Here is a 25,397-nt window from a genome sequence, read left to right as displayed (position 1 = left end):
GGGTAGCTGATGAGCAACGAGCTGGGACCGACCGGTAGGCCCCTTCCAAACTTCCCGACACCCAAGCCGCGCAAGGCGGGCAAGCCGGCGGCCATCATCGCGATGTGCAACCAGAAGGGTGGCGTCGGCAAGACGACGACCACGATCAACCTCGGTGCCGCGCTGGTCGAGACCGGACGCAAGGTGCTGCTGGTTGATTTCGACCCGCAGGGTTCGATGACCGTCGGTCTGGGCATCAGCGCACACGAGCTCGAGCAGAGCATCTATCACGTCCTGATGGACCGCGAGATCTCGGTCAAGGACCTGATCATGCCCACCGCGGTCGACGGGCTCGACCTGGTTCCGTCCAACATCGATCTGTCGGCGGCCGAGATGCGCCTCGTGACCGAGGTCGGCCGCGAACAGGTGCTGGCGCGCGTCCTCAAGCCGATCCGGATGGATTACGACGTCATCCTGATCGACTGCCAGCCTTCTCTGGGCCTGCTGACCGTCAACGCGCTGACCGCGGCTGACGGGGTGCTGATCCCACTGGAATGCGAGTACTTCGCCCTGCGTGGAGTCGCGTTGCTGAAGGACACGATCGAGAAGGTGCGCGACCGCACCAATGACGAGCTGCAGATCATCGGCCTGCTCGGCACGATGTACGACAGCCGCACGCTGCATGGCAAGGAGGTCCTGGCGACCCTGGTGGAGGGCTGGGGCGACCTGGTGTTCCACACCGTTATCCGCAGGACCGTGAAGTTCTCCGACTCGACTGTTGCCGGTGAGCCGATCACGGAGTACGCCACGACATCCCCGGGCGCCGAGTCCTACCGTCAGCTCGCGAAGGAGGTCCTTGTTCGATGCCCCGACGCGTGAACATGCCGGGGGCGGACGAGCTCTTTCGTGCCACGGCACCGTCGGCGGCGCCCCAGTCAGCCGAGGCTGACACTGCCGACGCGCCGCTGCCAGCGAGCGGTCGGGTCAAGCACGACGAGAAGATGACCGTGTACGTCACGGCCGCCGAGCTCCTCGCAGTGGAGCAGGCGCGCTTCCAGCTGCGCAGTGAGCTGGGTCGCAGCGTCGATCGCGGACGCTTCGTCCGCGCAGCGCTGGCGATGGCCTTGGCCGATCTGGATGCCCACGGCACCCAGAGCGACATTGCCCGGCGATTGAGCCAGACGTGACCGTCGCGGACGTCGACGAGTCCGCACCGGTCGGCTTCTCGGTCGACCTCACGAATTTCGAGGGACCTTTCGATCTGCTGCTGCAGCTGATCTCCAAGCACCAGCTCGACATCACCGAGGTCGCCTTGTCGAAGGTGACCGGCGATTTCATCGCGTACATCAAGGCGCTGGGCGACGACCTGGAGCAGACCACGAATTTTCTGCTGGTCGCATCGACTCTGCTCGACCTCAAGACGGCCCGGTTGCTGCCGCAGGCCGAGGTCGAGGACGAGGAGGATCTCGCGCTGCTGGAGGCCCGGGACCTGCTTTTTGCCCGGCTGATGCAGTACCGGGCGTTCAAGCAGGTGGCCCGGGTCATCGCCGAGCGGCTGGCGAAGGAGCAGAAGCGCTTCCCCCGGATCGTGTCGCTGGAGCCCCGCTTTGCCGACCTGCTCCCCGAGGTGCTCATCTCGGTCGGACCGCAGGAACTGGCACAGCTGGCCGCTGCGGCCTTCGAGGCCAAGCCCGTCCCGATCCTGTCCCTGACTCACTTGCACGCGCCGCAGGTCAGCGTGCGGGAGCAGGCCCACCTCGTGGTCGACCAGCTTCGCCGCCGCGGGGAGATGACCTTCCGTGCGCTGACTGCCGATGCGCCGGACCTGATGACCAAGGTCGCACGATTCCTGGCCGTGCTCGAGCTCTTCCGTGAAGGCGTCATCGCCTTCGAGCAGGCGACGCCGCTGGGCGACCTGCACGTGCGGTGGACCGGCACCGACAACGGCGACATCGACGTCGGCGAGGAGTTCGACGAGCCAACGGGATCGGCCGGCGACATGCCGTTGGCGGCCGTTCCCGAACCGGGCGAACCCGAGCGCCAGGACCTCACCGAGACCACCGACCCCCCTGAGAGCATTGATGACTGACCAGCACGTTCCCACCGGCCCGCACGAGCTGGAGCTGGAGATGCTCGACATCCGGCCCGCGCTGGAGGCGGTGCTCATGGTGGCCGACCAGCCCTTGGATCACCTGACGCTGGCGCAAGCGGTCGGGCACCCTCCCACCGACGTCGAGCAGACTCTTGTCGAGCTGGCCTCGGAGTACACCGACCAGGGCCGCGGGTTCGAGCTGCGCAACATCGCTGGCGGCTGGCGGTTCTTCACCCGCGAGGAGTTCGCGGGTGCCGTGGAGCGCTTCATCCTCGACGGGCAGCAGGCCCGACTGACTCAGGCAGCGCTGGAGACCATGGCCGTCGTGGCCTATCGGCAGCCAATCAGTCGCTCGCGCATATCGGCGATCCGTGGCGTCAACGTCGACGGTGTGGTCCGGACCCTGGTGACACGTGGGCTGATCGAGGAGGACGGGATAGATGCCGAGAGCGGCGCGATCCTCTACCGCACCACCAGCTACTTCCTGGAGCGAATGGGCCTGGGTGACCTCAGTGAGCTGCCCGACATCGCCGGCCATCTGCCGGAGCTCCAGGACATGGACGACGAGGGGCTGGTCGACGCCGAAGCGGTCCTCGGCGAGCTGAGCGGGCAGGACCCGATCGACGACGAGGCGACGAGCGACTCGGCCGACGCCCTAACCGATGACGGCGACAGCCAGGACGCCGAGGCTTCGGATGATGACGCCCGTGGCTGAGATCAGGCTGCAGAAGGTCCTGGCCCAGGCAGGCTTGGGCAGCCGACGCCGCTGCGACGACATGATCGCCGGCGGCCGCGTCGAGGTCAACGGCGAGATCATCGACATCATGGGGGCCCGCGTCAACCCGATGACTGACGTGATCCGTGTCGACGGCAAGCGCATTCCGGCACCCAATGACCACGCGTACCTGGTTCTCAACAAGCCGCGCGGAGTCGTCACCTCGATGGCCGACGAGCGCGGTCGACCTGATCTGTCGTCGATCGTGGCCGGTCGCGAGGACCGACTCTTCCACGTCGGGAGGCTCGACACCGACACGTCGGGCCTGCTCATCCTGACCAATGACGGCGATCTCGCTCACAAGCTGGCGCACCCATCGTTCGAGATCACCAAGACGTACATCGCACTGGTCGAGGGCACAGTGACCGATGCCCTCGGCGCTCGACTCAAAGCCGGTATCGAGCTCGACGACGGGCCCGCCCAGGTTGACCGGTTCCAGGTCAAGGACACCTCCCGGGGTCGATCGCTGGTGGAGCTCGACATCCACATGGGCCGCAATCGGATAGTGCGGCGCCTCCTCGATGCCGCGGGCCACCCGGTTCTCGAGCTCACCCGCACCGCCTTCGGTCCTCTGCACCTCGGCGGCGTGGCGTCGGGGGCGATGCGCGACCTGACCCGCGACGAGCTCGGCGCGCTCTTCGATAGCGTTGAGGGATGACGTCCGCCGCGATGCCCGGCCCGGTCCTGGTGATCGGCTGCGGCCTGATCGGGACGTCCGCCGCGCTCGCACTCACCGAGGCAGGCATCAGGGTGCACCTGGAAGACATCCGATCCTCGACCCTGGAGCTCGCGGTGTCCCGTGGTGCGGGCACCGCCGACCCGATCGACTCTCCGTCCCTGGTCATCGTTGCGGTGCCTCCCGCAGAGGTTGTTGCCACGGTGCAGCGGTCTCTCCAGACCTGGCCCTCCGCGACCATCACAGATGTCGCGAGCGTCAAGGCCGGTCTCCAGGCGCGCATCGCGGAGCTGGAGGGCAGCGCCCGTTATGTCGGCAGCCACCCGATGGCCGGCAGCGAGCGCTCCGGACCGATGGCAGCGTCGTCCCGCCTGTTCGAAGGTCGGCCGTGGGCCGTGACGACCACGCCCGACACCGATCAGGCGGCCAGCGACCTGGTGGTTGCGCTCGCAGATCTCGTCGGCGGCGTGCCGCTCGTGATGGACGCAGCGGCGCACGACCGCGCCGTCGCCGTCGTGTCGCACGTCCCGCATGTCCTGTCGGTGCTCGCGGCGGCCCGGCTCGAGGGAGCCCCGGACGAGCACCTCGCGCTCGCCGGTCCCGGCCTGCGAGACGTCACTCGGATCGCTGGCAGTGACATCTCCCTGTGGCAGGACATCCTGGGTTCGAATGCCGATCAGGTCCGCATCGTGCTGCAGCACGTGCGCGAGGATCTTGACCGGGTGATCGACTCGATCGGTGCGGACGCGGACGGACTCGGCCGAGTGCTGCAGTCGGGCCAGGACGGAACACGCCTGATTCCGGGCAAGCATGGTGCGAAGGACGCCGAGCTCGCGACGGTGTTCGTGTCGGTACCCGACCATCCCGGCGAGCTGTCGCGGCTCATGGCTCACACGGGGGAGTCGCAGGTCAACATCGAGGACATTCGCATCGACCACGAGCTCGGCCGTCCCGTCGGCCAGGTCGAGATCGCCGTGCTGGTGGCCTCGGCCGATACGCTCGTCGAGGCACTGACCGCCCGCGGCTGGTCCGCGTACCGATAGAAGAGCAGCGAGGAGTGGGACACGTGAGCAAGAGCCTGGTCGTGGCGATCGACGGACCTTCTGGGTCGGGCAAGTCCAGCACGTCCCGAGGTGTCGCGGAGCGGCTGTCGCTTGACTACCTCGACACCGGTGCGATGTATCGCGCCATGACGTGGGCGCTGCTCGAGCGCGGAGTCGATCTGCTCGACTCCGCGGCGGTCGGCCGGGCTGCCGAGGACGTACGCCTGGTGTCGGGCACCGATCCGCATGCACCGACGATTCACGTCGACGCCACGGACGTCGCCGAACCCATCCGAAGCGACGAGGTCACCGGGTCGGTCAGCCTCGTGGCGGCTGTGCCGCGGGTTCGTGAGCTGCTGGTCGACCTGCAACGAACGGTGATCCGCGGGAGCAGTGGAATCGTGGTCGAGGGGCGTGACATCGGCTCCACCGTGGCCCCGGACGCGCAGGTCAAGATCTATCTGATCGCTGATCCGTCGGCGCGTGCTGCCCGGCGGGCCGCCGAGACCGGACTTGCGGATGCCGCGGCGACCGAGCTGGCGCTGGCCCGACGCGACGAGATCGACTCGACCAGGACAGCGTCACCGCTGGCCAAGCCCGACGGTGCGGTCGTCGTGGACAGCACGCACCTCACCCTCGACGAGGTCATCGGGGCGATCGCTGACATCGTCGACGAGGCACGATGACCTCTGCCGGCGGTCTGCCCGAGGGGGGGCTGCGCCTGATGCGACGTCTGGTGCGGCCGTACTTCACCCGGCGCTGGGACGTCCGCATCCGAGGTGCGGGCCACGTGCCGACGTCTGGCCCGGTGATCCTCGCCAGCAATCACATCGGGTGGCTCGACGGACCGCTCCTCTTCGCCACCTCCCCGCGGCCGACCCATGCGCTGGTGAAGGAGGAGGAGTTCCAGGGACGCACCAAGCACCTGATGAAGTTCGTCGGACAGATCAAGGTCAGCCGCACCCGCAACGACACCGGTGCGTTGCGGCGCGCGACCGAGTCGCTCGCAGCAGGACAGGCGGTCCTGATCTATCCCGAGGCCACCCGGGGGGCGGGCGACTTCACACAGTTCAAGGGTGGGGTGGCGTATCTGGCGCTCGTCTCCGGGGCCCCGGTGGTGCCGGTCGCGATCATCGGCACTCGTCAGTCCGGCGAGCCTGCCGATGCGCGTCCGGAGAAGGGCGCGCGGCTGGACGTGGTGTACGGCAAGCCCATCCAGCTGCCGATGCGGGTCTGGCCCCGAGATCGTGGGATGATGGCAGACGCGGGTGATCAGATCCATGACCACCTGCGTGCCCATGTCTCCCGGTCCACGGCCGCGCTCCGGCGCGAGCTTCCGGGCCCCCTTCCGACAGGATCATCTGATGGCTGAGGCCGTACCCGTTCTCGCAGTGATCGGGCGCCCCAACGTCGGCAAGTCCACCCTGGTCAACCGCATCATCGGTCGCCGGGAGGCTGTCGTCGAAGACGTTCCCGGCGTGACCCGCGACCGCGTGTCCTACGACGCGGTCTGGAATGGGCGCGCCTTCACGGTGGTGGACACGGGGGGCTGGGACCCGGACGCGCGCGGACTCGCCGAGCGCATCGCGGCGCAGGCGGAGATCGCCATCCAGGTGGCCGACGCCGTGCTCTTCGTCGTGGACGCCACGGTCGGCATCACCGACGTCGACGAGAAGGTCGTCCGCATCCTGCGTGCTGCGAAGAAGCCCGTCGTGCTGGCCGCCAACAAGGTCGACGATCAGCGTGCCGAGGCCGAGGCGGCCGGTTTGTGGAACCTGGGACTGGGCGAGCCGTATCCCGTATCTGCCCTTCATGGGCGGGGGAGCGGCGACATGCTCGACGCCGTGATCGATGCGCTGCCCGATCCGCCCCCGGAGGACTTCGACGCCCCACAGGGCCCGCGCAGGGTCGCGATCGTCGGCAAGCCCAACGTCGGCAAGTCCAGCCTGCTCAACCGCCTCGCTGGCGAGGAGCGGGTCGTGGTGGACGACGCCTCCGGAACGACGGTCGACCCGGTCGACGAGATCGTGACCCTGGGTGGGCGCACCTGGAACTTCATCGACACCGCCGGCATTCGACGTCGTGTGCGCGACGCGTCCGGACATGAGTACTACGCCAGCTTGCGCACGAGCTCGGCGATCGACCGCGCAGAGGTCGCCGTCGTCATCATCGACGGCAGTGTGCCGCTGACCGAGCAGGACACCCGCATCATCAGCACGGTCGCCGAGGCCGGGCGGGCGCTGATCATCGCGTTCAACAAGTGGGACCTGGTCGACGAGGAGCGCCGCTACTACCTGGACCGGGAGATCGAGCGTGAGCTCGTGCAGGTGCCCTGGGCTCCCACGATCAACATCACCGCGCGCACCGGCTGGCACGTGGACCGGCTCGTCCGCGCGCTGGACGCGGCCCTCGAGGGCTGGGAGACGCGGGTGACCACAGGGGCGCTGAACAGCTTCCTCGGACGTCTGGTTGCCGAGCACCCACACCCCGTGCGCGGTGGCAAGCAGTCCAAGATCATGTTCGGGACCCAGGCGTCGACCTCACCGCCAACATTCGTGCTGTTCACCTCTGGCAAGCTCGAGGCGTCGTACATGCGGTTCATCGAGCGTCGGCTTCGCGAGGAATTCGGGTTCATCGGATCGCCGATCCACCTGCAGCAGCGTCCGCGGAAGAAGCGCGAGCGGCGCTGATCGGCCCTGGCCAAGCCGCACGGCGAGGTCGGCACACACGCGATGTGCGCTCTGCCGGCCGATGGGTGGTTGGCCGCTGGTTCGGCGGTGACAGCGGCGGTCAGCCGTCGCGCGCCGTCGGAGGCCAGATACCGTGGTCGCGAACCTGAAGGAGACCCATGCTCGGTGTGACCATGGACGGCCCCGTCGCCGTCCTCGAACTCCAGCGCGAGGACCGGCGCAATGCGCTGAACCTCGAGCTCTGCCAGGCCATCCATGGCGCGGTGGACGATGCCGTCGCAGGGGGAGCGCGAGCGATAGTCATCACCGGCCGCGGCAGCGCATTCTGTTCTGGCGCAGACCTCGGCGGTGTCTACGGCCCGGAGTTCCTCGACGCGCTCTATGCGATGCTGCATCGGCTGGCGGAGGTCCCCGTGCCGCTGATCGCTGCGGTCAACGGACCCGCGATCGGAGCCGGCACCCAGCTCGCCATCGCGTGCGACCTGCGGGTGGCTGACGAGACTGCAAAGTTCGCCGTTCCGACTGCCCGCAATGGCATGGCGGTCGACGCCTGGACGATCCGCACACTCAGCGCTCTCGCCGGCGCCGGCCCTGCGCGTCGGCTGATGCTTGCCGCCGAGACCTTCGACCGAAACACGGCGATCGGCATGGGCCTGGCTGACCGTCAGGGCACGCTGGCCGATGCGCAGGCCTGGGCCCAGGAGATCGCTGTGTTGGCGCCTCTCGCGCTTGCGCACAACAAGCTAATTCTCAATGGGTCGAGAGCCGACGATGCGGCCATCGAGGCGAGCTTCACCGCCGTGTGGGCCAGTGCTGACGTCCGCGAGGCCGCCACCGCGCGAATCGAGAAGCGTCCGCCGGTCTTCGAGGGACGCTGAATGAGTCTGATCTTCCGGGTGCTCGACCAGCACGTCATCCACGGCCTTGCCGATGAGACGGCCATCCTGGACGAGCGTGGCGCGATGTCGTATGCCGAGCTGCTGCACGAATCGGCGTCTATCGCGGGTGCTCTGCGCAATCTCGGTCTGGCTCCTGGCGCGCTCCTGCACCTCGACCTGCCGGACTCGCGGGAGCTGACGATCGCCCTTCTGGCCAGTGCGCGGATCGGTGTTCTGCCACGCGCCGGAGCTGATTTCCAGCTCAGCGGGTCCCCGCCGGCGCTCCGCACCCCCGACACCGAGGTGCCCTGGGACCTGATGATCAGGGCCGGCCGCACGGACCCCGCGCCGGCACCTGATGAGGATGCCGAGGGTTACGAATCGCTGATGCGCCACGCCTACGCTGACATCTTCTCGATACTCGAGGCCGGTGGCGTGATCAGCTAAGCGAGCTTGCATCCGCCCGGAGGCAAGCGCCTGAGGCGGATTTCGTGCGCCCTTGACAGGTTGGGTGATGAGGAGAATTCTCCTAACCATGTTAGACGGGCCTATTCGTGATCGAGTTGCCGAACGTCGTGAGTTGACGCGTCGCGAGATCATCGACGCTGCGTGGGAGGTCGCCGGGGAGGTCGGGCTCGCATCGCTGACCCTGCGACAGATCGCTGCCAAGGTGGGAATGCAGGCGCCCTCCCTCTATTCGCACTTCGAGTCCAAGAACGCGATCTACGACGAGATGTTCGCTCGGGCATGGGGCGATTTTGAGGAGTCGGCACTCGCACGCTGGGCGAATCTCTCCGGGCAACCGCGGCTGGCAGTCAAACAAATGGTCCGACACTTCTTCGATTTCGCGGTGGCCGATCTGGCCCGCTACCAGCTGATGAACCAACGCATCCTGGTCGGTTTCGAGCCCACTGCGCGGTCGTTCGCCCCGTCGCTGCGCGTCGTCGAGCGCTCGGCCGAGATTCATCAGGCCGCTGGCGTCTCGTCCGAGGACCATCTCATCTTGCTTGCTCTGGTGAGCGGCGTCGTCAACCAGCACTTCGCCAACGATCCCGGGGGCACAACCTACTCGGATCTGCTGGACCGATCCGTGGACATGTGGGCCGACGCTGTCGGTCTTCGCTAGATAGCAGCTTCACTTTTTGGTAAAGGACTCCCAATGTTTACAGCACCTTCACCTCATGTCGGTCAGACGCAGACGAAGCCGGCGCCCCGGATGTCTCGGATAGCCCGCCCGCAGGCCATGCGCCTCGCGCGGACCGAGTACGACCGGATGGCCGCGCAGCTCGCTCACCTCGAGCCGGACGACTGGAAACGCCCCACGGCTTGCCCTGCCTGGGATGTGCGCCAGATGGCCTGTCACATGATCGGCATGGCAGCCATGGCATCGAACCCTCGGGAGGCGTCCAGGCAACAGTCGATCGCTTCGGCCGATGCCGAACGGCACGGGGTTTCGCCGCTCGACGCCCTCACCGCGCTCCAAGTGCGTGAACGTGACAACTTCAGCCCGAGACAGATAGTCGACGCTGCCCGCCGAATCGGCCACAAGGCGGCTCGCGGGAGGCACCTGACTCCCCTCTCGATCCGACGACGCACGTTCCCGGTCAATCAGATCGTGAACGGTCAGGAAGAAGCGTGGACCATCGGTTATCTCATCGACGTGGTGCTGACTCGGGACCCGTGGATGCATCGGATCGACATCGCCCGCGCCACCGGTCGCGAGCCTGAGGTCACGAGCGATCACGATGGTGCGATCGTCGGCGACGTGGTACACGAATGGGCTGAGCGCCACGGCCGTTCTTACCGGCTGGAGCTCAGCGGACCCGCGGGCGGCCATTTTTGCTCCAGCTCCCAGTACACGGGAGATTCGATGATCTGGATGGACGCCATCGAGTTCTGCTGCAAGCTGGCGGGTCGAGGGACAGGCACCGGCTTGATGGCCACCCAGGTCCCGTTCTAGACCGATCAGGTACGGAAAGGACCGACATCATGGAGATTCACCGCATCACCGGCGACGTCACGGTCATGAGCGACACAGCAGAAGTTCCAGGTGTCGGCTTCCTTCCGGTCAACACCTTCGTCCTGCACGCCGAACAGCCCGTTGTCGTGGACACCGGTCTGAGCACCCCAGACAAGGACTTCGTCGCTGAGCTGTCCCGGGTGATGGACCCCGCTGACGTGCGGTGGATCTGGCTCACGCACCCGGACCGTGATCACACCGGAGGCCTGTGGAAGCTGCTCGAGGCGGCCCCCCAGGCTCGACTGATCACCACGTTCCTCGGGGTGGGAATCATGTCGACCGAGTGGACGGTGCCGCTCGATCGTGTCTACCTGCTCAACCCCGGTCAGTCCCTCGACGTCGGTGACCGGGTTCTGACCGGCTACCGGCCACCGCTGTACGACAGCCCCGCCACGGTGGGTTTCCTGGACGGAGCCAGTGGCTCCTTCTTCTCCTCGGACTGCTTCGGCGCGCCCATGCCCTCAGCCGAGATCGCGACCGGTCCAGACGCCCGCGCCGTCGATGATGAGGGCCGGCGCTCGGCTCAGCTGCTGTGGGCGGCCATCGACAGTCCGTGGGTGCACGGGGTGGATCGTGCCGCATTCGATCCCACCGTCCAGCAGATACGCAATCTCGACCCCTCAGCGATCCTCAGCACGCATCTTCCTCCCGCCGTGGGGATGAACCGACAGCTGATCGACGCCCTCGCCGAAGCGCCCGACGGCCCCGCCTTCGTGGGGCCCGACCAGGTCGCGCTCGAGCAGCTGCTCGCCAGCTTCGAGCCGGGGCCGGTCTGAACACGGTCCGGCTGCAACACAGCCTCAGGTCGGATCCTGCGGGATCCCGGTTGCTCGTGCCGCGTAGGCCCAGATCTTCCGTCGAACAGACGGGTCGTCGGACTGCCACGACAGGTAATAGGTCGCGCGCACTCGGCGGTCGCACCAGAACTCGCCCGTGCTCTGCACAGGCTCGTCGGCGGCGGTCAACCACACGATCGTGTCGGCGCCCTGAGCCGGGGTGCGCAGGATCGGACCGACGATCTTTGCGAACCGCGGCAACGAGTCGGTGATTCCAGGGGTGTCGGCCCAGCCGGGATGCATGCTGTGCACGGAGATGCCCAGTCCGCGCAGTCGGTCGGCGAGCTCCTCCGCGAGCGTGACCTGGATGCGCTTGGTCCTCGCGTAGGCCCGCACCGGGTCATAGTTCGCCCGCTCGTACTCGATGTCGTCGCCGATCGAGTCGTTGAGCGGCGCGGAGTACATGCCCCCGGAGGACACGATGACGACACGAGGTGAAGCCGCGGCTGCGAGGGACTTCCGCAGCTCCTCGGTCAGCAGGAGCGGACCGAGGACGTGCGTTGCAAGGCTCATCTCATGGCCTTGTGCGCTCTCGGTGCGTTCGGGTGGCATGAGTCCAGCGTTGTGCACGATCGCGTGCAGAGCGCCCACCCGTTCGCGCAGGTCGGCAGCGTAGGCGCGGACTGCGTCCAGGTCGCTGATGTCGCACATCTCGCTGAGCAGATCGGCCTCGGGGACCTTCGTGCGGATCAGGTCTGCCGACTCGTCGAGCCGCGTCAGCGATCGGCCGACGAGGTGAACCGTGGCGCCGAGCCGGGCCAGTCCGGCCGCTGTCGCCTGCCCGAGACCGCTGCTGGCTCCCGTCACGATGACATGCCGGCCGACGAGTGAGTCGGGAGCGGGGTCATCGGGCCACCAGCAGCGGCGAGCACTGGCACCGATCCGGGAGTACCCCAGCACGAGGGACTTGTCCATCAGCACGTCGAGGGCTGCGGTGAGAGGGGCGACGGGGGAGGCAGGCATGCCTCCCACGGTATGTCCCGGGGTCGGTAGTCGCCCGCCCGCAACGGACAGGCTCGCACCGTCGCGATGTCGCTGCGACCGTCCGGCGCCGCCCAGCGACCTGCTGGCAGGCCCGCGGAGCGCTGCTGCGAGGGCGTGACCCGTGGCGCCTGGCCACCCCGCCCGGGGGCCTGCGCCGACCCGGGCGGCAGACTGGGCAGCATGATCACCGCTGAAGGACTGACGAAGAGGTACGGCAGCTTCACGGCCGTCGACCACGTCTCATTCGAGTGCCGGCCGGGGGCGGTCACCGGCTTCCTCGGGCCCAATGGCGCTGGCAAGTCGACCACGATGCGCATCATCGCGGGACTGACACCAGCGACGTCCGGCGACGCCCGCGTGGGGGGCGCTCACTACCGAGACATCCCGAATCCGGGCACCCAGGTCGGTGTCCTGCTCGATGCTTCAGCTCAGCACGCGGGGCGGACGGGTCGCGAGATCCTCACCCTCAGCGCACTCACGATGGGACTGTCGAGGTCACGGGTCGATGAGATGCTCGAGCTCGTCAGCCTGACCCCCGATGAATCCAAGCGGCGGGTCAAGAACTATTCGCTCGGCATGCGCCAACGTCTCGGCATCGCCAACGCGCTTCTCGGCGATCCCAGGATCCTGATCCTCGACGAGCCCGCCAACGGGCTTGACCCGGCCGGAATCCATTGGATGCGCAGCCTGCTGCGGACGTACGCGGACCGTGGCGGAACGGTCCTGCTGTCCTCACACCTGCTCCACGAGATCGAGGTCATCGCCGACGAGATCATCGTGATCGGCAACGGCAAGATCGTGGCCCAGGGGACCAAGGCCGAGCTCCTCCAGACCGCCGGGACCTTCGTGAAGGCCGCCGACCCCTCGGCGTTGGCCAACGCCCTGACTGCGGCCGGCATCACTGCCGGTCCGTCCGGCGACGGGCGACTGCGCACGCAGACCGATCCGGCCACGGTCGGCAGGGTCGCGGCCGCTGCCGGAGTCGCACTGGTCGAGCTGCGACCCGCTGAAGGCGCGGGCCTGGAGGAGATGTTCCTCGAGCTCACCTCCCAGACCCAGCGAGAAGCCGTCAAGGCCGAAGGAGCCATCGCATGAGCACCGCAACCGTCACGGTCGACACCGCCGTTCCGCCCGTGCCGCTGAGTCGGGTGATCAGGGTCGAGTTCCGCAAGATGTTCGACACCAGGTCTGGATTCTGGCTCCTGCTCGGTATCGGCATCGTCGCGCTGCTTGCCACGATCGGCGTGATCGTGTTCGCGCCGGATGCCAATCTGACCTACGGCGCGTTCGGGACCGCGATCGGCGTGCCCTTCGCGTTGCTCCTGCCGATCGTCGCGATTCTCTCCGTCACCGGAGAGTGGAGCCAGCGCACGGGTCTCATCACGTTCACCTTGCTGCCGAACCGCGGTCAGGTGATTCTGGCCAAGGCGCTGACCGCGGTCCTCGTGGGCATCGGATCGATGATCTTCTCCTTCGCGGTCGGTGCCGTCGGCAACGTCGTCGGCGCGGCGATCAACGGTGTCGACGCGAGATGGGACGTCTCGATCTCCGACATGCTTTACATCATCCTGGCGAACGTCCTGGGTCTGCTGATCGGCTTCATGCTCGGTGTCCTGATCAGAAACTCCGCCGGAGCAATCGTGGGATACGTCGTCTACTCCTTCGTGATTCCGCTGATCTTCGGTGCCCTCGCGGCGTTCCAGGGTTGGTTCGAAAGACTTCAGCCCTGGATCGACTTCAACAACGCTCAGGCTCCGTTGTTCGAGGGGGGAGTGTCCGGTGAACAATGGGCGCAGATCGGCACGTCCGGTCTGATCTGGTTCGTCATCCCGATGTCAATCGGTGTCTGGGTCGTGCTCAGGTCTGAGGTCAAGTAGCGCACCAGGCGCGCAAGCGGGCAGGCCAGGACTAGGTAGGCGAGACCAGATCGGGGAGAATGACCTCATGCGCAAGCGTGTCGCCATTCTCGGATCCACCGGATCCATCGGGACCCAGGCCCTCGAGGTCATCGCCGCCAACCCCGATCGCTTCGAGGTCGTGGCTCTGGCGGCCGGCGGCAGCAACCCCCAGCTACTCGCCCAGCAGGCGATCACCTTCGACGTGCCCGTGGTCGCGGTGGCCCGGGCAAGCGCCGCCGAGGACGTGCAGCTCGCGCTGTACGCCGAGGCGCAGCGGCACGACTACGCCCGCGGCGACCACCGGGTGCCACGTCTGCTGGCCGGCCCGGACGCCGCTGTCGAGGTCGCACGGATCGAGTGCGATGTCGTGCTCAACGCGATGACCGGCTCGGTCGGGCTGCTGCCGACGTTGGCAGCGCTCGAATCCGGGACCACTCTGGCGCTGGCGAACAAGGAGTCGCTGATCGTCGGCGGCGAGCTGGTGACCGGTGCCGCCAAGCCCGGTCAGCTGGTGCCGGTCGACTCGGAGCACTCGGCCCTCGCGCAGGCCATGCGCGGCGAGCGACGTGACGACGTGCGCAAGCTGATCGTGACTGCCAGCGGTGGGCCGTTTCGGGGACGCACGCGCGCCGAGCTTGCCGAGGTGACGCCTGAGCAGGCTTCGGCGCACCCGACGTGGGACATGGGTCCGGTCATCACGATCAACTCCGCGACTCTGGTCAACAAGGGCCTGGAGGTCATCGAGGCCCACCTGCTGTTCGACATAGACTTCGACCGCATCGAGGTCGTCGTGCATCCACCGTCGATCGTCCACTCGATGATCGAGTTCATAGACGGCGCCACGATGGTGCAGGCCTCCCCGCCGGACATGAAGCTGCCGATTGCGCTGGGCCTCGCCTGGCCAGACCGGGTGCCGCAGGCCGCGGCCGGCTGCGACTGGACCCGGCCCGCGACGTGGGAGTTCTTCCCGCTCGACGAGGTGGCCTTCCCGGCGGTCGGGCTCGCGCGCAGGGCCGGGGCCTTCGGCCGGACGGGGCCAGCCGTGTTCAACGCAGCCAACGAGGTCTGCGTCGAGGCCTTCGTGGCCGGCCATTTGGACTTCCTCGGCATTGTAGACACGGTGGGCCTGATCCTCGACGAACATCTCGGCGACCCGGACGTGGCCCGCGAGGACATGACCCTCGCCGGCGTGCTCGGCGCCGATGCATGGGCCCGGACCCGGGCCGCGGAGCTGGTGGAGAAGCGATGAACGCACTGATCTACACCCTGGGTGTCGTGGCGTTCATCATCGGCGTGGCGGTCTCGATCGGGCTGCACGAGTTCGGTCACATGTACCCGGCCAAGAAGTTCGGCATCAAGGTCACCCAGTTCTTCGTGGGATTCGGCAGGACGGTGTGGTCGACCAAACGCGGCGAGACCGAGTACGGCTTCAAGTCGATCCCGCTCGGCGGCTACGTCAAGCTCGTCGGCATGCTGCCGCCAGCCAAGGACGCCGATCCGCACGAGGTGCGCAAGACCAACACTGGATTGTTCACCCAGCTGATCTCGGACGCCCGCACGGCGGAGTACGAGCACGTCGACGACAAGGACCTCGACCGGTTGTTCTACCGCAAGCCGTGGTGGCAGAAGCTCATCGTCATGGCGGGCGGACCGATGGTCAACATCGTGATCGCGATCTTCCTGTTCATGATCGTGTTCATGGGCTTCGGGGCGCTGACGCCGTCGACGACCGTCGAGTCGGTCTCGGACTGCGCGATCAGCGATTCCGAGGCGGGTCGCACGTGCACTCCCGACGATCCGATCACACCGGCACGCAAGGCCGGGCTGGCTCCCGGTGACCGGCTGACGTCCTTCAACGGCACCAAGGTCGCCTCGTGGGACGAGCTCACGACGTTGATCCGGGCCAACGGGTCGCGCGAGGCGGCGATCGGTTTCGAGCGCGACGGCCAAGCCCGCGAAGTCAGCGTCGCGACCTCGGTGCTGGCGCGCGCCGACATCAGTGATCCGACCCGGACTGTCGACGTGGGCTTCCTCGGGGTGAGCCCGACACAGTCCTACGTCCGTCAGGGCCCGGTCTATGTCGCATCCGTCATGGGCGACTACGTCCGAGGCACCGCCGAGGCGATCGTGCACCTGCCAGTGCGGATGATCGACGTCACGAAGGCCGCGTTCGGTGGACAGCGTGATGCCAACGGCCCGATCAGCGTGGTCGGTGCAAGCCGGGTCGCGGGTGAGATCGTCACGGTTGATGACCCGACCTGGGCCGAGCGAATCCAGCGCGTCCTGGTCCTGCTGGCCGGGCTCAACCTGTTCCTGGCCCTGTTCAACTTCATCCCGCTGCTCCCGCTCGACGGCGGGCACATCGCTGGGGCCCTGTACGAGGCGGTCCGCCGTGGTTTTGCCAAGCTCCGCGGGCAGCCGGATCCGGGCTACGTCGACGTCGCGCGGATGTTGCCAGTCGCGTACGCCGTGGGTGGCGTCCTTATGCTGATGAGTGTGATCCTGATCTACGCCGACATCGTCAACCCTGTGAGCATCTCATGACCGACCTCGGACTTCCTGCCATGCCGCCGCCCGTGCTCTCGCCGCGGCGCAAGACGCGCAAGATCAAGGTCGGTACGGTCGACGTCGGGGGAGACGCCCCGATCTCGGTGCAGTCGATGACGACCACGCTGACGTCCGACGTGAACACGACGCTGCAGCAGATCGCCGAGCTCACGGCGGCCGGCTGCGACATCGTGCGGGTTGCCTGCCCCAGCCAGGACGACGCCGACGCGCTCAAGGAGATCGCCGAGCACTCGCAGCTGCCGGTCATCGCCGACATCCACTTCCAGCCCAAGTACGTGTTTGCCGCGATCGACGCCGGCTGCGCGGCGGTGCGGGTCAACCCCGGCAACATCCGCAAGTTCGACGACCAGGTGAAGGCGATCGCCAAAGCGGCGAAGGACGCCGGAACCTCGATCCGCATCGGGGTCAACGCCGGATCGCTGGACAAGCGCATCTACGACAAGTACGGCAAGGCGACGGCCGAGGCCCTTGTGGAGTCCGCCGTCTGGGAGGCCTCGCTGTTCGAGGAGCACGACTTCCATGACTTCAAGATCTCCGTCAAGCACAACGACCCGGTGGTGATGGTCCAGGCCTACGAGATGCTTTCGCAGCGGGGCGACTGGCCCTTGCACCTCGGCGTCACCGAAGCCGGACCCGCGTTTCAAGGAACAATCAAGAGCGCCACGGCGTTCGGTGCGCTGCTCAGCCAGGGGATTGGCGACACGATCCGGGTCTCGCTGTCCGCGCCCCCAGTCGAGGAGGTCAAGGTCGGCTTGCAGATCCTGCAGTCGCTCAACCTGCGCGAGCGCAAGCTCGAGATCGTTTCGTGCCCCTCCTGCGGACGCGCTCAGGTCGACGTCTACACGCTGGCCGAGCAGGTCACGGCCGGGTTGGAAGGCATGGAGGTGCCGCTGCGCGTCGCGGTCATGGGCTGCGTGGTCAACGGACCGGGCGAAGCTCGGGAGGCTGATCTCGGCGTGGCCTCAGGCAACGGCAAGGGTCAGATCTTCGTCAAGGGCGAGGTCATCAAGACCGTGCCGGAGTCCAAGATCGTCGAGACTTTGATCGAGGAGGCCTTGCGCATCGCCGAAGGCATGGAACCGGTCGAGGGTGGGTCACCCGCTGTGTCGGTCAGCTGACAGCATCTCAGCACCCGAGCTGTCCGGGAAGTAGGCTGAACGGACCACCCCGGGAGGCACAGTGCTCAAGACGACGACGCACGTCCGTCCGCTGACGCCGGCTGATCTCGCCGAGCTGTACCTGCTGCTGGACCGGGACCGTCTGGCCAACCTGTTCGTCCGCAACCGGGTCGACGCCACCCGGTTGCAGACCCGATGGCTTGGGGGACAGATCTGGGGCTACTTCGAGGACGGCATCCTCGTGTCGGCTTGCCATGCCGGTGCGAACGTGGTGCCGGTGCAGGCCACACCCGCCGCGATCGACGCATTCGCGGACCGGGCCATCAGCGACAACATCAGGCCCTCGTCGATCGTGGGACCGCGCGACGCCGTGCTGCCACTGTGGAAGCGGCTCGAGCCCTGCTGGGGCCCGGCCCGCTCACCGCGACTCAACCAACCGTTCATGTCGATCGAGCACGACAGCCCGCTGCGAGCGGATCCTCGGGTGCGCCGAGTGCTGCTGGACGAGTTCGACACGGTCTATCCGTCCTGCGTCGCGATGTTCACCGAGGAGGTGGGTGTCAATCCCGAGGTGGGCAGCCGCAGTGGCTACCGAGCCCGGGTTGCCCAGCTGATCTCCCAGGGCTGGTCCTTTGCGATCATCGAGGACGGCGAGGTGCTGTTCAAGGCCGAGGTGGGCGCCGCGACTCCCTATGCCTGCCAGCTGCAAGGCGTCTATGTGCGGCCCGACCTGCGTGGCCGCGGGCTCGCCGCACCTGCGCTCGCCGCCGTCGTCAGACACGTCCGAGCCACGGTCTCACCGATCGTGACGCTGTATGTCAATGATCACAACCTCGCGGCACGTCGTGCGTATGAGCGGGTCGGGTTCACGCACATCACCACGTTCGCCTCGATCCTGCTCTGATCCTCAGGTGGCGGCACCTAGGATGGCCGCGTGCTTCGCCGATTCCTGCCGATGTCCGTGGCGGTGATCATCATCTGCACCGCAGCGCCCGCAGCAGCCCTGATCCCGCCCGACACCCGCTGTCGTAGTGGCGAGGTCGCGCTGACCTTCGATGACGGTCCGAGTGCGGCGCAGACTCCGAAGCTGCTGAAGATCCTGCGCGAGCACAGGGCCCAGGCAACATTCTTCGTCCAGGGTCGGTACGCCACGCGCCATCCCGCGATCCTGCGTCAGATGATTCGTGATGGGCACGCTGTCGAGAACCACTCATGGGACCACCCTCAGCTGACCCGGCGATCGGATCGGAGCGTCAGACGGCAGCTCACCCTGACGCAGACCGCGATCCAGAAGGCGATCGGGCGCAGACCCGAGCTGTTTCGTCCTCCATATGGCGACACCGAGAAGCGGGTTCGCACGATCGCCCGGCGCCATCACCTGCGGCAGCAGCTGTGGACGATCGACACCCGCGACTGGTCGGGGCTCACCAGATCCAGAATTCGTGCAGCGGCGCTGCGGGGACTGCGGCCGCACCAGTCCAACGTGATCCTGATGCACGACAACGTCGACAACTCGGCGACGACGCTCAAGGCCGTGCCGTCGATCGTCAGCGGCCTTCGGGCAAAGGGCTACTGCCTGGTACCGCTCGAGGCGATGATGCCGCTCGGTGTGGTGAGCGCCCGCGACAGCACGGTCGAGGAGGGCGAGGTGGAGTCCAGGCTCGTCCGGGTCAGCTTCCGGATGGACGGTCCCGCTCAGCGCAGCGGATCGTTCCGGGTGCGCTCGTTCTCTGGATCGGCCCGGGAGGGTCCGGACTTCGCTGCGGTCGACCGCCGAGTCGCGATCCAGCGCGGTCAGAGGACCGCCCTGATCCACCTGCTCGTCCACTCCGATCCGATGCCGAACGAGGCCAAGACGATGACGCTGCGCCTGGACCGCTCTCGCGGCCTACGAATCGGTACTCGCAACATCTCCGTGACGATCGCCGACAACCCGAAGTGGGAGGCGGCAGCGGACGCACTCATCGGGCCGGTCGTCAGACCGACGGCTACGCTCGCCCCATGACTCGCGAGATCACGATTCTGGCCGGCATCTTCACGGTGTCGGGGGTGCTCCACTTCGTGACTCCGCGGACCTACGAGGCGATCGTGCCCAAGCAGTTGCCGCACAAGCGCGAGCTCGTGCTGGCATCCGGGGCCGCCGAGCTGGCATGTGCGGGGCTGATGCTGCACCCGAGGACCCGTCGGGTCGGGGGTCTGGGCTCGGCGGTCCTGCTGGCCGCGGTGTTCCCGGCCAACGTGCAGATGACGATCGACAGTGCGCGCGATCGGCGCAAGCCTTGGTGGTTCACCCTCGGGACGATCCTCCGGCTCCCGCTGCAGGCGCCGATGATGCGCACCGCGTTGCGAGCAGGTCGAAGCCAGCCCGCGCTCCGCCCGCGGGCGCCGAGACCGCACCGATAGGCTCGTCCCATGCGTATGTCCCGGCTCTTCCTGCGTACTCTCCGCGACGATCCGGCAGACGCGGAGGTGCCGAGCCACAAGCTGCTGGTCCGGGCCGGCTACGTCCGGCGGGTCGCCCCCGGCATCTACTCGTGGCTGCCGCTCGGGCTGCGGGTCCTGGCCAAGGTAGAGAAGGTCATTCGCGAAGAGATGGAGTCGATCGGTTCCCAGGAGGTCCGATTCCCGGCGCTGCTCCCGCGCGAACCGTACGAGGCCTCGGGCCGGTGGACCGAGTACGGCCCCAACGTGTTCCGAGTCAAGGACCGCAAAGGCAACGACATGATGCTCGGGCCGACGCACGAGGAGTTCTTCACGCTGCTGGTGAAGGACCTCTACTCGTCCTACAAGGACCTCCCGCTGAGCCTTTACCAGATCCAGACGAAGTACCGCGACGAGGCGAGGCCCCGTGCCGGCATCCTGCGCGGACGTGAGTTCATCATGAAGGACTCCTACTCGTTCGACATCGACGATGCGGGCCTCGAGGCCTCGTACCAGGCTCACCGAGAGGCGTACGTCCGCATCTTCGACCGGCTCGGATTCGAGTACGTCATCGTGCGGGCGCAGTCCGGTGCGATGGGCGGATCGGCGAGCGAGGAGTTCCTCGCGGTGTCCGAGACCGGGGAGGACACGTTCGTCCGGTCTGCGGGCGGCTACGCCGCGAATGTCGAGGCGGTCACGACTGTCGTGCCTGACTCGATTCCGTATGAGTCCACTGCGGCGGCCCACGCCGAGCAGACGCCGGACACTCCGACGATCGACACGCTGGTGGCTCACCTCGACGAGGCACACCCCCGCGGCGATCGCCCGTGGCACGCCGCGGACACGCTCAAGAACGTCCTGGTCATGCTGCGGCACCCCGACGGCACCCGGGAGCCGCTGGCCATCGGGCTGCCCGGCGACCGCGAGGTGGATGCCAAGCGGCTGGAGGCCGTCGTCTCCCCGGCCGAGGTCGAGGCATTCCAGGACAAGGATTTTGCCACCCACCCGGGCCTGGTCAAGGGCTACATCGGGCCCGCCGCGCTCGGTGCCGAGAGCGAGACGGGCATTCGCTACCTGACGGACCCCCGCGTCGTCGATGGCAGCCGTTGGGTCACCGGCGCCAACGTCCAGGGTTCGCACGTGCTGGACCTCGTCGCCGGCCGAGACTTCACCGCCGACGGCACGATCGAGGCAGCGGAGATCCGTGCAGGGGATCCGGCTCCGGACGGCTCGGGCCCACTCGAGCTCGCGCGAGGGATCGAGATGGGACACATCTTCCAGCTCGGTCGCCTGTACGCCGAGGCGCTCGACCTGACGGTGCTGGACCAGAACGGCAAGCTCGTCACGGTCACGATGGGCTCGTACGGCGTCGGGGTGTCTCGCGCGGTTGCCGCAGTCGCGGAGTACGCGCACGACGACCTCGGTCTTGTGTGGCCCAAGGAGCTGTCGCCCTTCGATGTCCACTTGATCGTGGCGGGCAAGGACGAGACGATCGTCGCCGGTGCAGAACAGATCTACGACGAGCTGATCGGTGCGGGACTCGAGGTGCTGTACGACGACCGGCTCGGCAAGGTGTCGCCGGGTGTCAAGTTCAAGGACGCCGAGCTGATCGGAGTGCCAACGATCGTGGTGGTGGGCAAGGGCCTCGTCGACGGGCTGGTCGAGGTCAAGGATCGCGCCACTGGTGAACGCCATGACGTCCCGCTGGCCGATCTGCTCACCAGGGTCCGCGACTGATGCAGCGGCGCTAGGGCAGCCCGGGGAACGCGGTGGGCTGTGCACCCCACTTGATCTGGGCCAGTGCAGCACGGCGGAGATTGTCGACGGCGTAGGTTCGCGCGTCCCCGTCGGTGACGCCTGCCAACGTCAGGCAGGCCGCGGCGATGTTGCGCTCGACACGTTGAGCCTCGGCTCGCGCCTGCTTGGTGCTGCGCAAGGGCCCTTCGTCGTAGCCCAGTGAGGTCGGTGCCGGGTCGACGCCCGAGGCGTGCAGGCGGGCGAGCAGCTGGTCGCGCCGGTTGCGGTGTGCAAGATACGAGCTGCGGGCCTTGGAGGCGAGGCCGTCGAAACGTGCACCGATCACCGGGTACAGCCACACTGCCTCGTGCTCGATCCTGAGCCACGACTGCATGGCTTCATCCGGAGTCATCCGAGCTCACCGACTGCCTGCGCGCATTGAGCCAGACCGGCCGACATCGATGCCAGGACCCGCGCCAGGTCGGGGGAGACGGCCCGGTTGGCATCGGCCGCACGTGCGGAAGAGGCTGCGGCATACGAAGCAGCCAACGAGCTGTAGGCCGTGGTCCGGTCCCGTGGGGGTGTCGGGACATCAGGGATTCGGCGGGAGACTCCGACCGCCTTCGCATGCGCGGTGCTGATCGCCACGAACGGGTCGAGGGCGGGTCCGGGGTGCGTCGCGGCGGTGGCCTCGACAGCAGCGAGCAGGGCATTCTGGTCGGCGGCCGCCGCGGCAAGGAGGCGGTCGTCCCTCGGATCTGGCTCCGGCTTCGGCTCGATGCCCACGGCGCGAGCCAGGTCGTCCAGCTGGTGGGCATGTGCCGCCACACCCAGGCCGGCAGCAGCTGCTGCGGTTGCAGCCCCGCTGCCGAGGAGCGCACGTCGGCTGATCACCACGGCAGGCTAACGGACGTATGGCGTTCACCGCAGCGCCGATGGTTCGGTAGGCTGTCCTGGACACTGATGCCGGTGTCGACAACAGAACACGGAGGACGAGCCATGGACCAACAGTTGGCAACCCTCGTGGATCAGACTGTGTCGGCGCTCGAGCTGGATCTCGAGGCGATTGACCTCACCCCGGCGGGCAACAAGCGTGTCCTGCGCATTGCGGTCGACCGTGACGGCGGTGTCGGCATCGACCACATCATCGACGCGACACGGGCGCTCTCGGAGGCCCTGGACGCCTCGGATGTCATGGGGTCGCAGCCGTACACGCTCGAGGTCACCTCGCGTGGCGTCGATCGGCCGCTGACCGAACCGCGCCATTGGCGCCGCAACTCCGGGCGGCTGGTGCGTCTGCGTCTGGCGGACGACTCGTCGATCGACGGCCGGATCGGCGACAGCGACGAGACCGGGGTCGAGATCCAGGGCCGCTCCACCAGTCAGCGCCTCACCTACGACCAGATCGCCACCGCGCTCGTACAAACCGAGCTCAACAGGAAGGACGCCTGACATGGACATCGACATGGCCGCCCTGCGCGCCCTCGAGCACGAGAAGGGCATCTCGGTCGAGGTGGTCGTCGACGCCATCGAGACCGCGCTGCTCTCCGCCTACCACAAGTCCGGAGCCTCCCACTCGCACGCGCGGGTCGAGCTCGACCGCAAGAGCGGTCATGTGACCGTGTGGGCCAAGGAACGGCTCGAGGCTCCGGCAGCGGAGACCGACGACCCGATTGACGAGGGCTCAGTCGAGCCAGCGCCGCGGCCGGCACCCCAGTTCACGCCCGAGTTCGACGACACGCCGGACGACTTCGGCAGATTTGCCGCGACGATCGCCCGCCAGCTCATCATGCAACGTATTCGCGATGCCGAGGACGAGTCGAAGTACGGCGAGTTCGCTGGCAAGGTCGGTGACGTCGTCTCGGGCGTCATCCAGCAGGGGCGCAACCCCGGTGACGTGATGCTCGACCTGGGTCGCATCGAGGCGGTCCTGATTGCCTCCGAGCGGGTGCCCGAGGAGAAGTACGCCCACGGCGAGCGACTCAAGGCGTACGTCTACGAGGTCGAGAAGGGCATGCGCGGCCCCCGCGTCAAGGTCTCGCGAACCCATCCCAATCTGGTCAAGCTGCTGTTCGCCCTCGAGGCGCCGGAGATCGCCGACGGCTCGGTCGAGATCATCGCAATTGCCCGTGAGGCCGGCCACCGCAGCAAGATCGCGGTCAGGGCCAACGTGGCGGGCGTCAATGCGAAGGGTTCCTGCATCGGTCCGATGGGCCAGCGCGTCCGCAATGTCATGCACGAGCTGCACGGCGAGAAGATCGACATCGTCGACTTCAGCGATGACCCGGCCGAGTTCATCGCACACGCGCTGTCGCCGTCCCAGGTCAAGAGCGTCACGCTGGTGGATCCCGCAACCCGATCGGCACGCGTCGTCGTGCCGGACTTCCAGCTGTCGCTGGCGATCGGCAAGGAGGGTCAGAATGCCCGACTCGCAGCCAAGCTCACGGGATGGCGCATCGACATCCGATCGGATACCGAGGCTCCCCACGGTGACGGCGGCTGAACCGATGGCACGACTGCTTCGCGAAACGGGTAGACTGGTCGAGGTCGTCCGGACGTGCATCGGTTGCAGGCAGCGTGCGGACAGGACCACTCTGGTGCGTATCGTGGCTGTACAGGGGCCTACGGCAGTCGTCGTGACACCTGATCGAAACGGAACGCTGCCGGGGCGAGGGGCGCACCTGCACCCCACGAACCGGTGCCTGGAACTGGCCGTCCGTCGCAAGGCGTTCGGCCGGGCCCTTCGAATCGAGGGGCCGCTTGACCTCGACGCCCTGGCGGCGCTGATCAAGAGCCCGGGTCCATCAGCTTGACCACAAGGAACGCACAGCGCGTTCCCCGACACGAAAACGGAGCACTCGCTCATGGAAACCCGATGAGTACTTCGCAATGAGCACGTCCGTCAACTAGTGGTCTGATCCTCCTTCGGGGTCGGACCCCCCAGAAGGAGAAAAGTGGCTGTAAGAGTCCACGAGCTCGCCCGCGAGTTCGGCGTCGAGAGCAAGGTCGTCCTGTCCACCCTGAAAGACATGGGTGAGTACGTGAAGTCGGCCTCCTCGACCGTAGAAGCCCCCGTCGTCCGTCGCCTCAACGAGGTACACGGTGAAGCCCTGCGTGCGCAGGGCGCCAAGAAGGCCGCCAAGGCTGCGCCCAAGAAGGCCGCGCCCGCCAAGCCTGCTGATCCCGCCCCGGCTGCCGAAGCCGCTCCTGCGGCCGAAGCCGCTCCTGCGGCTCCGGCGCGTCCGACTGGCCCCATGCCGGGACCGCGCGCTCCCCAGGCCGATCCGGAACCGTCGCCTGTCGCGGAGGAGCCGGCCCCCACGCCTGAGGCTGCACCCGAGGTCGAAGCGCCAGTCGCAGCGGCGTCGGAGACTCCGGCTGGGCCCACGGCCACTCCCGGACCGCGTCCGGGCCCCAAGGCCCCCGGTGCTCGACCGGGCAACAACCCGTTCTCATCGACACAGGGCATGCAGCGGGCTCCCCGACCGCCGGCAGCTCGCGCCGACGGTGCTCCTCCTGCTGCTGGTGGCGGCATGCCGCGTCCGAACCCGGCGATGATGCCTCGGCAGTCCGGCCTTTCCGGTCCCTCGACCGGCCGCGGTGCGCCCGGTCGCGGCGGACCCGGTGGTGCGCCCGGACGTGGCGGACCCGGTGGTGCGCCCGGACGTGGCGGACCCGGTGG

General features: G+C 67.5%; 30 protein-coding genes. 27 read left to right on the top strand and 3 right to left on the bottom strand.

What is annotated here, in order from left to right; genetic code table 11:
• Window positions 1–9 precede the first annotated feature (9 nt).
• The 14 genes from WB461_RS06520 (at window position 10) to WB461_RS06455 (ending at window position 10,929) form a co-directional block, all read left to right on the top strand.
• Complete coding sequence (locus WB461_RS06520; protein ID WP_423851914.1) at window positions 10–858, top strand: ParA family protein; 849 nt, start codon at window positions 10–12, stop codon at window positions 856–858.
• Window positions 843–1,166, top strand: a complete 324-nt coding sequence (locus tag WB461_RS06515) for a hypothetical protein (protein WP_423851913.1) — start codon at window positions 843–845, stop codon at window positions 1,164–1,166. The genes WB461_RS06520 and WB461_RS06515 overlap by 16 nt, the downstream gene beginning before the upstream one ends.
• Window positions 1,163–2,068 carry a segregation and condensation protein A gene (locus tag WB461_RS06510; RefSeq protein ID WP_423851912.1) on the top strand — a complete coding sequence of 302 codons (906 nt, stop codon included), beginning with the start codon at window positions 1,163–1,165 and terminating at the stop codon, window positions 2,066–2,068. The genes WB461_RS06515 and WB461_RS06510 overlap by 4 nt, the downstream gene beginning before the upstream one ends.
• Window positions 2,061–2,786, top strand: coding sequence for an SMC-Scp complex subunit ScpB (gene scpB / locus WB461_RS06505; RefSeq protein ID WP_423851911.1), 726 nt, complete (start codon window positions 2,061–2,063; stop codon window positions 2,784–2,786). Before WB461_RS06510 ends, scpB begins: the two co-directional genes overlap by 8 nt.
• A complete protein-coding gene (locus WB461_RS06500; protein WP_423851927.1) occupies window positions 2,770–3,504 on the top strand; it encodes a pseudouridine synthase in 735 nt (244 codons plus the stop codon). Before scpB ends, WB461_RS06500 begins: the two co-directional genes overlap by 17 nt.
• A complete protein-coding gene (locus WB461_RS06495; RefSeq protein ID WP_423851910.1) occupies window positions 3,501–4,565 on the top strand; it encodes a prephenate dehydrogenase in 1,065 nt (354 codons plus the stop codon). The genes WB461_RS06500 and WB461_RS06495 overlap by 4 nt, the downstream gene beginning before the upstream one ends.
• 23 nt (window positions 4,566–4,588) lie before the next feature.
• Window positions 4,589–5,251: a (d)CMP kinase gene (gene cmk / locus WB461_RS06490; RefSeq protein ID WP_423851909.1), complete on the top strand. Its 663-nt coding sequence runs from the start codon at window positions 4,589–4,591 to the stop codon at window positions 5,249–5,251.
• Window positions 5,248–5,937, top strand: coding sequence for a lysophospholipid acyltransferase family protein (locus tag WB461_RS06485; RefSeq protein WP_423851908.1), 690 nt, complete (start codon window positions 5,248–5,250; stop codon window positions 5,935–5,937). Before cmk ends, WB461_RS06485 begins: the two co-directional genes overlap by 4 nt.
• On the top strand, window positions 5,930–7,255 hold the full coding sequence (gene der, locus WB461_RS06480) for a ribosome biogenesis GTPase Der (protein ID WP_423851907.1): 1,326 nt from the start codon (window positions 5,930–5,932) through the stop codon (window positions 7,253–7,255). The genes WB461_RS06485 and der overlap by 8 nt, the downstream gene beginning before the upstream one ends.
• A 158-nt stretch (window positions 7,256–7,413) precedes the next feature.
• Complete coding sequence (locus tag WB461_RS06475; protein WP_423851906.1) at window positions 7,414–8,133, top strand: enoyl-CoA hydratase; 720 nt, start codon at window positions 7,414–7,416, stop codon at window positions 8,131–8,133.
• On the top strand, window positions 8,134–8,580 hold the full coding sequence (locus WB461_RS06470) for an AMP-binding protein (RefSeq protein ID WP_423851905.1): 447 nt from the start codon (window positions 8,134–8,136) through the stop codon (window positions 8,578–8,580). It abuts the gene before it with no gap.
• 88 nt (window positions 8,581–8,668) lie between these two features.
• Entirely contained in the window at window positions 8,669–9,259 is a 591-nt protein-coding gene (locus WB461_RS06465) for a TetR/AcrR family transcriptional regulator (protein WP_423851904.1), read from the top strand.
• Window positions 9,260–9,349: 90 nt separating this feature from the next.
• Window positions 9,350–10,093, top strand: coding sequence for a maleylpyruvate isomerase family mycothiol-dependent enzyme (locus WB461_RS06460; protein WP_423851903.1), 744 nt, complete (start codon window positions 9,350–9,352; stop codon window positions 10,091–10,093).
• 29 nt (window positions 10,094–10,122) lie between these two features.
• Entirely contained in the window at window positions 10,123–10,929 is an 807-nt protein-coding gene (locus tag WB461_RS06455; protein ID WP_423851902.1) for an MBL fold metallo-hydrolase, read from the top strand.
• Between the two features lie 24 nt (window positions 10,930–10,953).
• Here WB461_RS06455 and WB461_RS06450 read toward each other — a convergent pair whose 3' ends face one another.
• A complete protein-coding gene (locus WB461_RS06450; protein WP_423851901.1) occupies window positions 10,954–11,952 on the bottom strand; it encodes an SDR family NAD(P)-dependent oxidoreductase in 999 nt (332 codons plus the stop codon).
• Between the two features lie 201 nt (window positions 11,953–12,153).
• Here WB461_RS06450 and WB461_RS06445 point away from each other — a divergent pair, with 201 nt between their 5' ends.
• From WB461_RS06445 to WB461_RS06405, 9 genes are all read left to right on the top strand, one after another.
• Window positions 12,154–13,068: an ABC transporter ATP-binding protein gene (locus WB461_RS06445; protein WP_423851900.1), complete on the top strand. Its 915-nt coding sequence runs from the start codon at window positions 12,154–12,156 to the stop codon at window positions 13,066–13,068.
• Entirely contained in the window at window positions 13,065–13,850 is a 786-nt protein-coding gene (locus tag WB461_RS06440; protein ID WP_423851899.1) for an ABC transporter permease, read from the top strand. The genes WB461_RS06445 and WB461_RS06440 overlap by 4 nt, the downstream gene beginning before the upstream one ends.
• Before the next feature lie 67 nt (window positions 13,851–13,917).
• On the top strand, window positions 13,918–15,120 hold the full coding sequence (dxr, locus tag WB461_RS06435; RefSeq protein ID WP_423851898.1) for a 1-deoxy-D-xylulose-5-phosphate reductoisomerase: 1,203 nt from the start codon (window positions 13,918–13,920) through the stop codon (window positions 15,118–15,120).
• Complete coding sequence (locus WB461_RS06430) at window positions 15,117–16,415, top strand: M50 family metallopeptidase (RefSeq protein ID WP_423851897.1); 1,299 nt, start codon at window positions 15,117–15,119, stop codon at window positions 16,413–16,415. The genes dxr and WB461_RS06430 overlap by 4 nt, the downstream gene beginning before the upstream one ends.
• Window positions 16,412–17,557 carry a flavodoxin-dependent (E)-4-hydroxy-3-methylbut-2-enyl-diphosphate synthase gene (gene ispG, locus WB461_RS06425; protein ID WP_423851896.1) on the top strand — a complete coding sequence of 382 codons (1,146 nt, stop codon included), beginning with the start codon at window positions 16,412–16,414 and terminating at the stop codon, window positions 17,555–17,557. The genes WB461_RS06430 and ispG overlap by 4 nt, the downstream gene beginning before the upstream one ends.
• 61 nt (window positions 17,558–17,618) lie before the next feature.
• Window positions 17,619–18,461, top strand: a complete 843-nt coding sequence (locus tag WB461_RS06420) for a GNAT family N-acetyltransferase (RefSeq protein ID WP_423851895.1) — start codon at window positions 17,619–17,621, stop codon at window positions 18,459–18,461.
• A gap of 30 nt (window positions 18,462–18,491) precedes the next feature.
• Complete coding sequence (locus WB461_RS06415; protein WP_423851894.1) at window positions 18,492–19,562, top strand: polysaccharide deacetylase family protein; 1,071 nt, start codon at window positions 18,492–18,494, stop codon at window positions 19,560–19,562.
• Window positions 19,559–19,960, top strand: coding sequence for a DoxX family protein (locus WB461_RS06410; protein ID WP_423851893.1), 402 nt, complete (start codon window positions 19,559–19,561; stop codon window positions 19,958–19,960). The genes WB461_RS06415 and WB461_RS06410 overlap by 4 nt, the downstream gene beginning before the upstream one ends.
• Before the next feature lie 15 nt (window positions 19,961–19,975).
• Window positions 19,976–21,715, top strand: coding sequence for a proline--tRNA ligase (locus WB461_RS06405; RefSeq protein WP_423851926.1), 1,740 nt, complete (start codon window positions 19,976–19,978; stop codon window positions 21,713–21,715).
• Window positions 21,716–21,725: 10 nt separating this feature from the next.
• Here WB461_RS06405 and WB461_RS06400 read toward each other — a convergent pair whose 3' ends face one another.
• Together WB461_RS06400 and WB461_RS06395 are read right to left on the bottom strand one after the other, a co-directional pair.
• A complete protein-coding gene (locus WB461_RS06400) occupies window positions 21,726–22,127 on the bottom strand; it encodes a ferritin-like domain-containing protein (protein WP_423851892.1) in 402 nt (133 codons plus the stop codon).
• Window positions 22,124–22,609, bottom strand: a complete 486-nt coding sequence (locus tag WB461_RS06395) for a hypothetical protein (RefSeq protein WP_423851891.1) — start codon at window positions 22,607–22,609, stop codon at window positions 22,124–22,126. Before WB461_RS06395 ends, WB461_RS06400 begins: the two co-directional genes overlap by 4 nt.
• Window positions 22,610–22,714: 105 nt before the next feature.
• Here WB461_RS06395 and rimP point away from each other — a divergent pair, with 105 nt between their 5' ends.
• The 4 genes from rimP to WB461_RS06375 form a co-directional block, all read left to right on the top strand.
• The gene (gene rimP / locus WB461_RS06390) at window positions 22,715–23,167 is read left to right on the top strand and encodes a ribosome maturation factor RimP (protein ID WP_423851890.1); all 453 of its coding nucleotides are present in this window, start codon (window positions 22,715–22,717) and stop codon (window positions 23,165–23,167) included.
• A gap of 1 nt (window position 23,168) precedes the next feature.
• Complete coding sequence (gene nusA / locus WB461_RS06385; RefSeq protein ID WP_423851889.1) at window positions 23,169–24,218, top strand: transcription termination factor NusA; 1,050 nt, start codon at window positions 23,169–23,171, stop codon at window positions 24,216–24,218.
• Window positions 24,136–24,528 carry a YlxR family protein gene (locus tag WB461_RS06380; protein WP_423851888.1) on the top strand — a complete coding sequence of 131 codons (393 nt, stop codon included), beginning with the start codon at window positions 24,136–24,138 and terminating at the stop codon, window positions 24,526–24,528. Before nusA ends, WB461_RS06380 begins: the two co-directional genes overlap by 83 nt.
• 141 nt (window positions 24,529–24,669) lie before the next feature.
• The coding region (locus WB461_RS06375) for a translation initiation factor IF-2 N-terminal domain-containing protein (protein ID WP_423851887.1) at window positions 24,670–25,397 on the top strand (728 nt) is incomplete at its 3' end.

The organism is Aeromicrobium sp., from assembly GCF_049587115.1.
In the GTDB taxonomy this organism is placed as follows: Bacteria; Actinomycetota; Actinomycetes; order Propionibacteriales; family Nocardioidaceae; genus Aeromicrobium.
The sequence above is the reverse complement of the archived record's forward strand: the minus strand, read 5'-3'. Positions and strand labels throughout refer to the sequence as shown.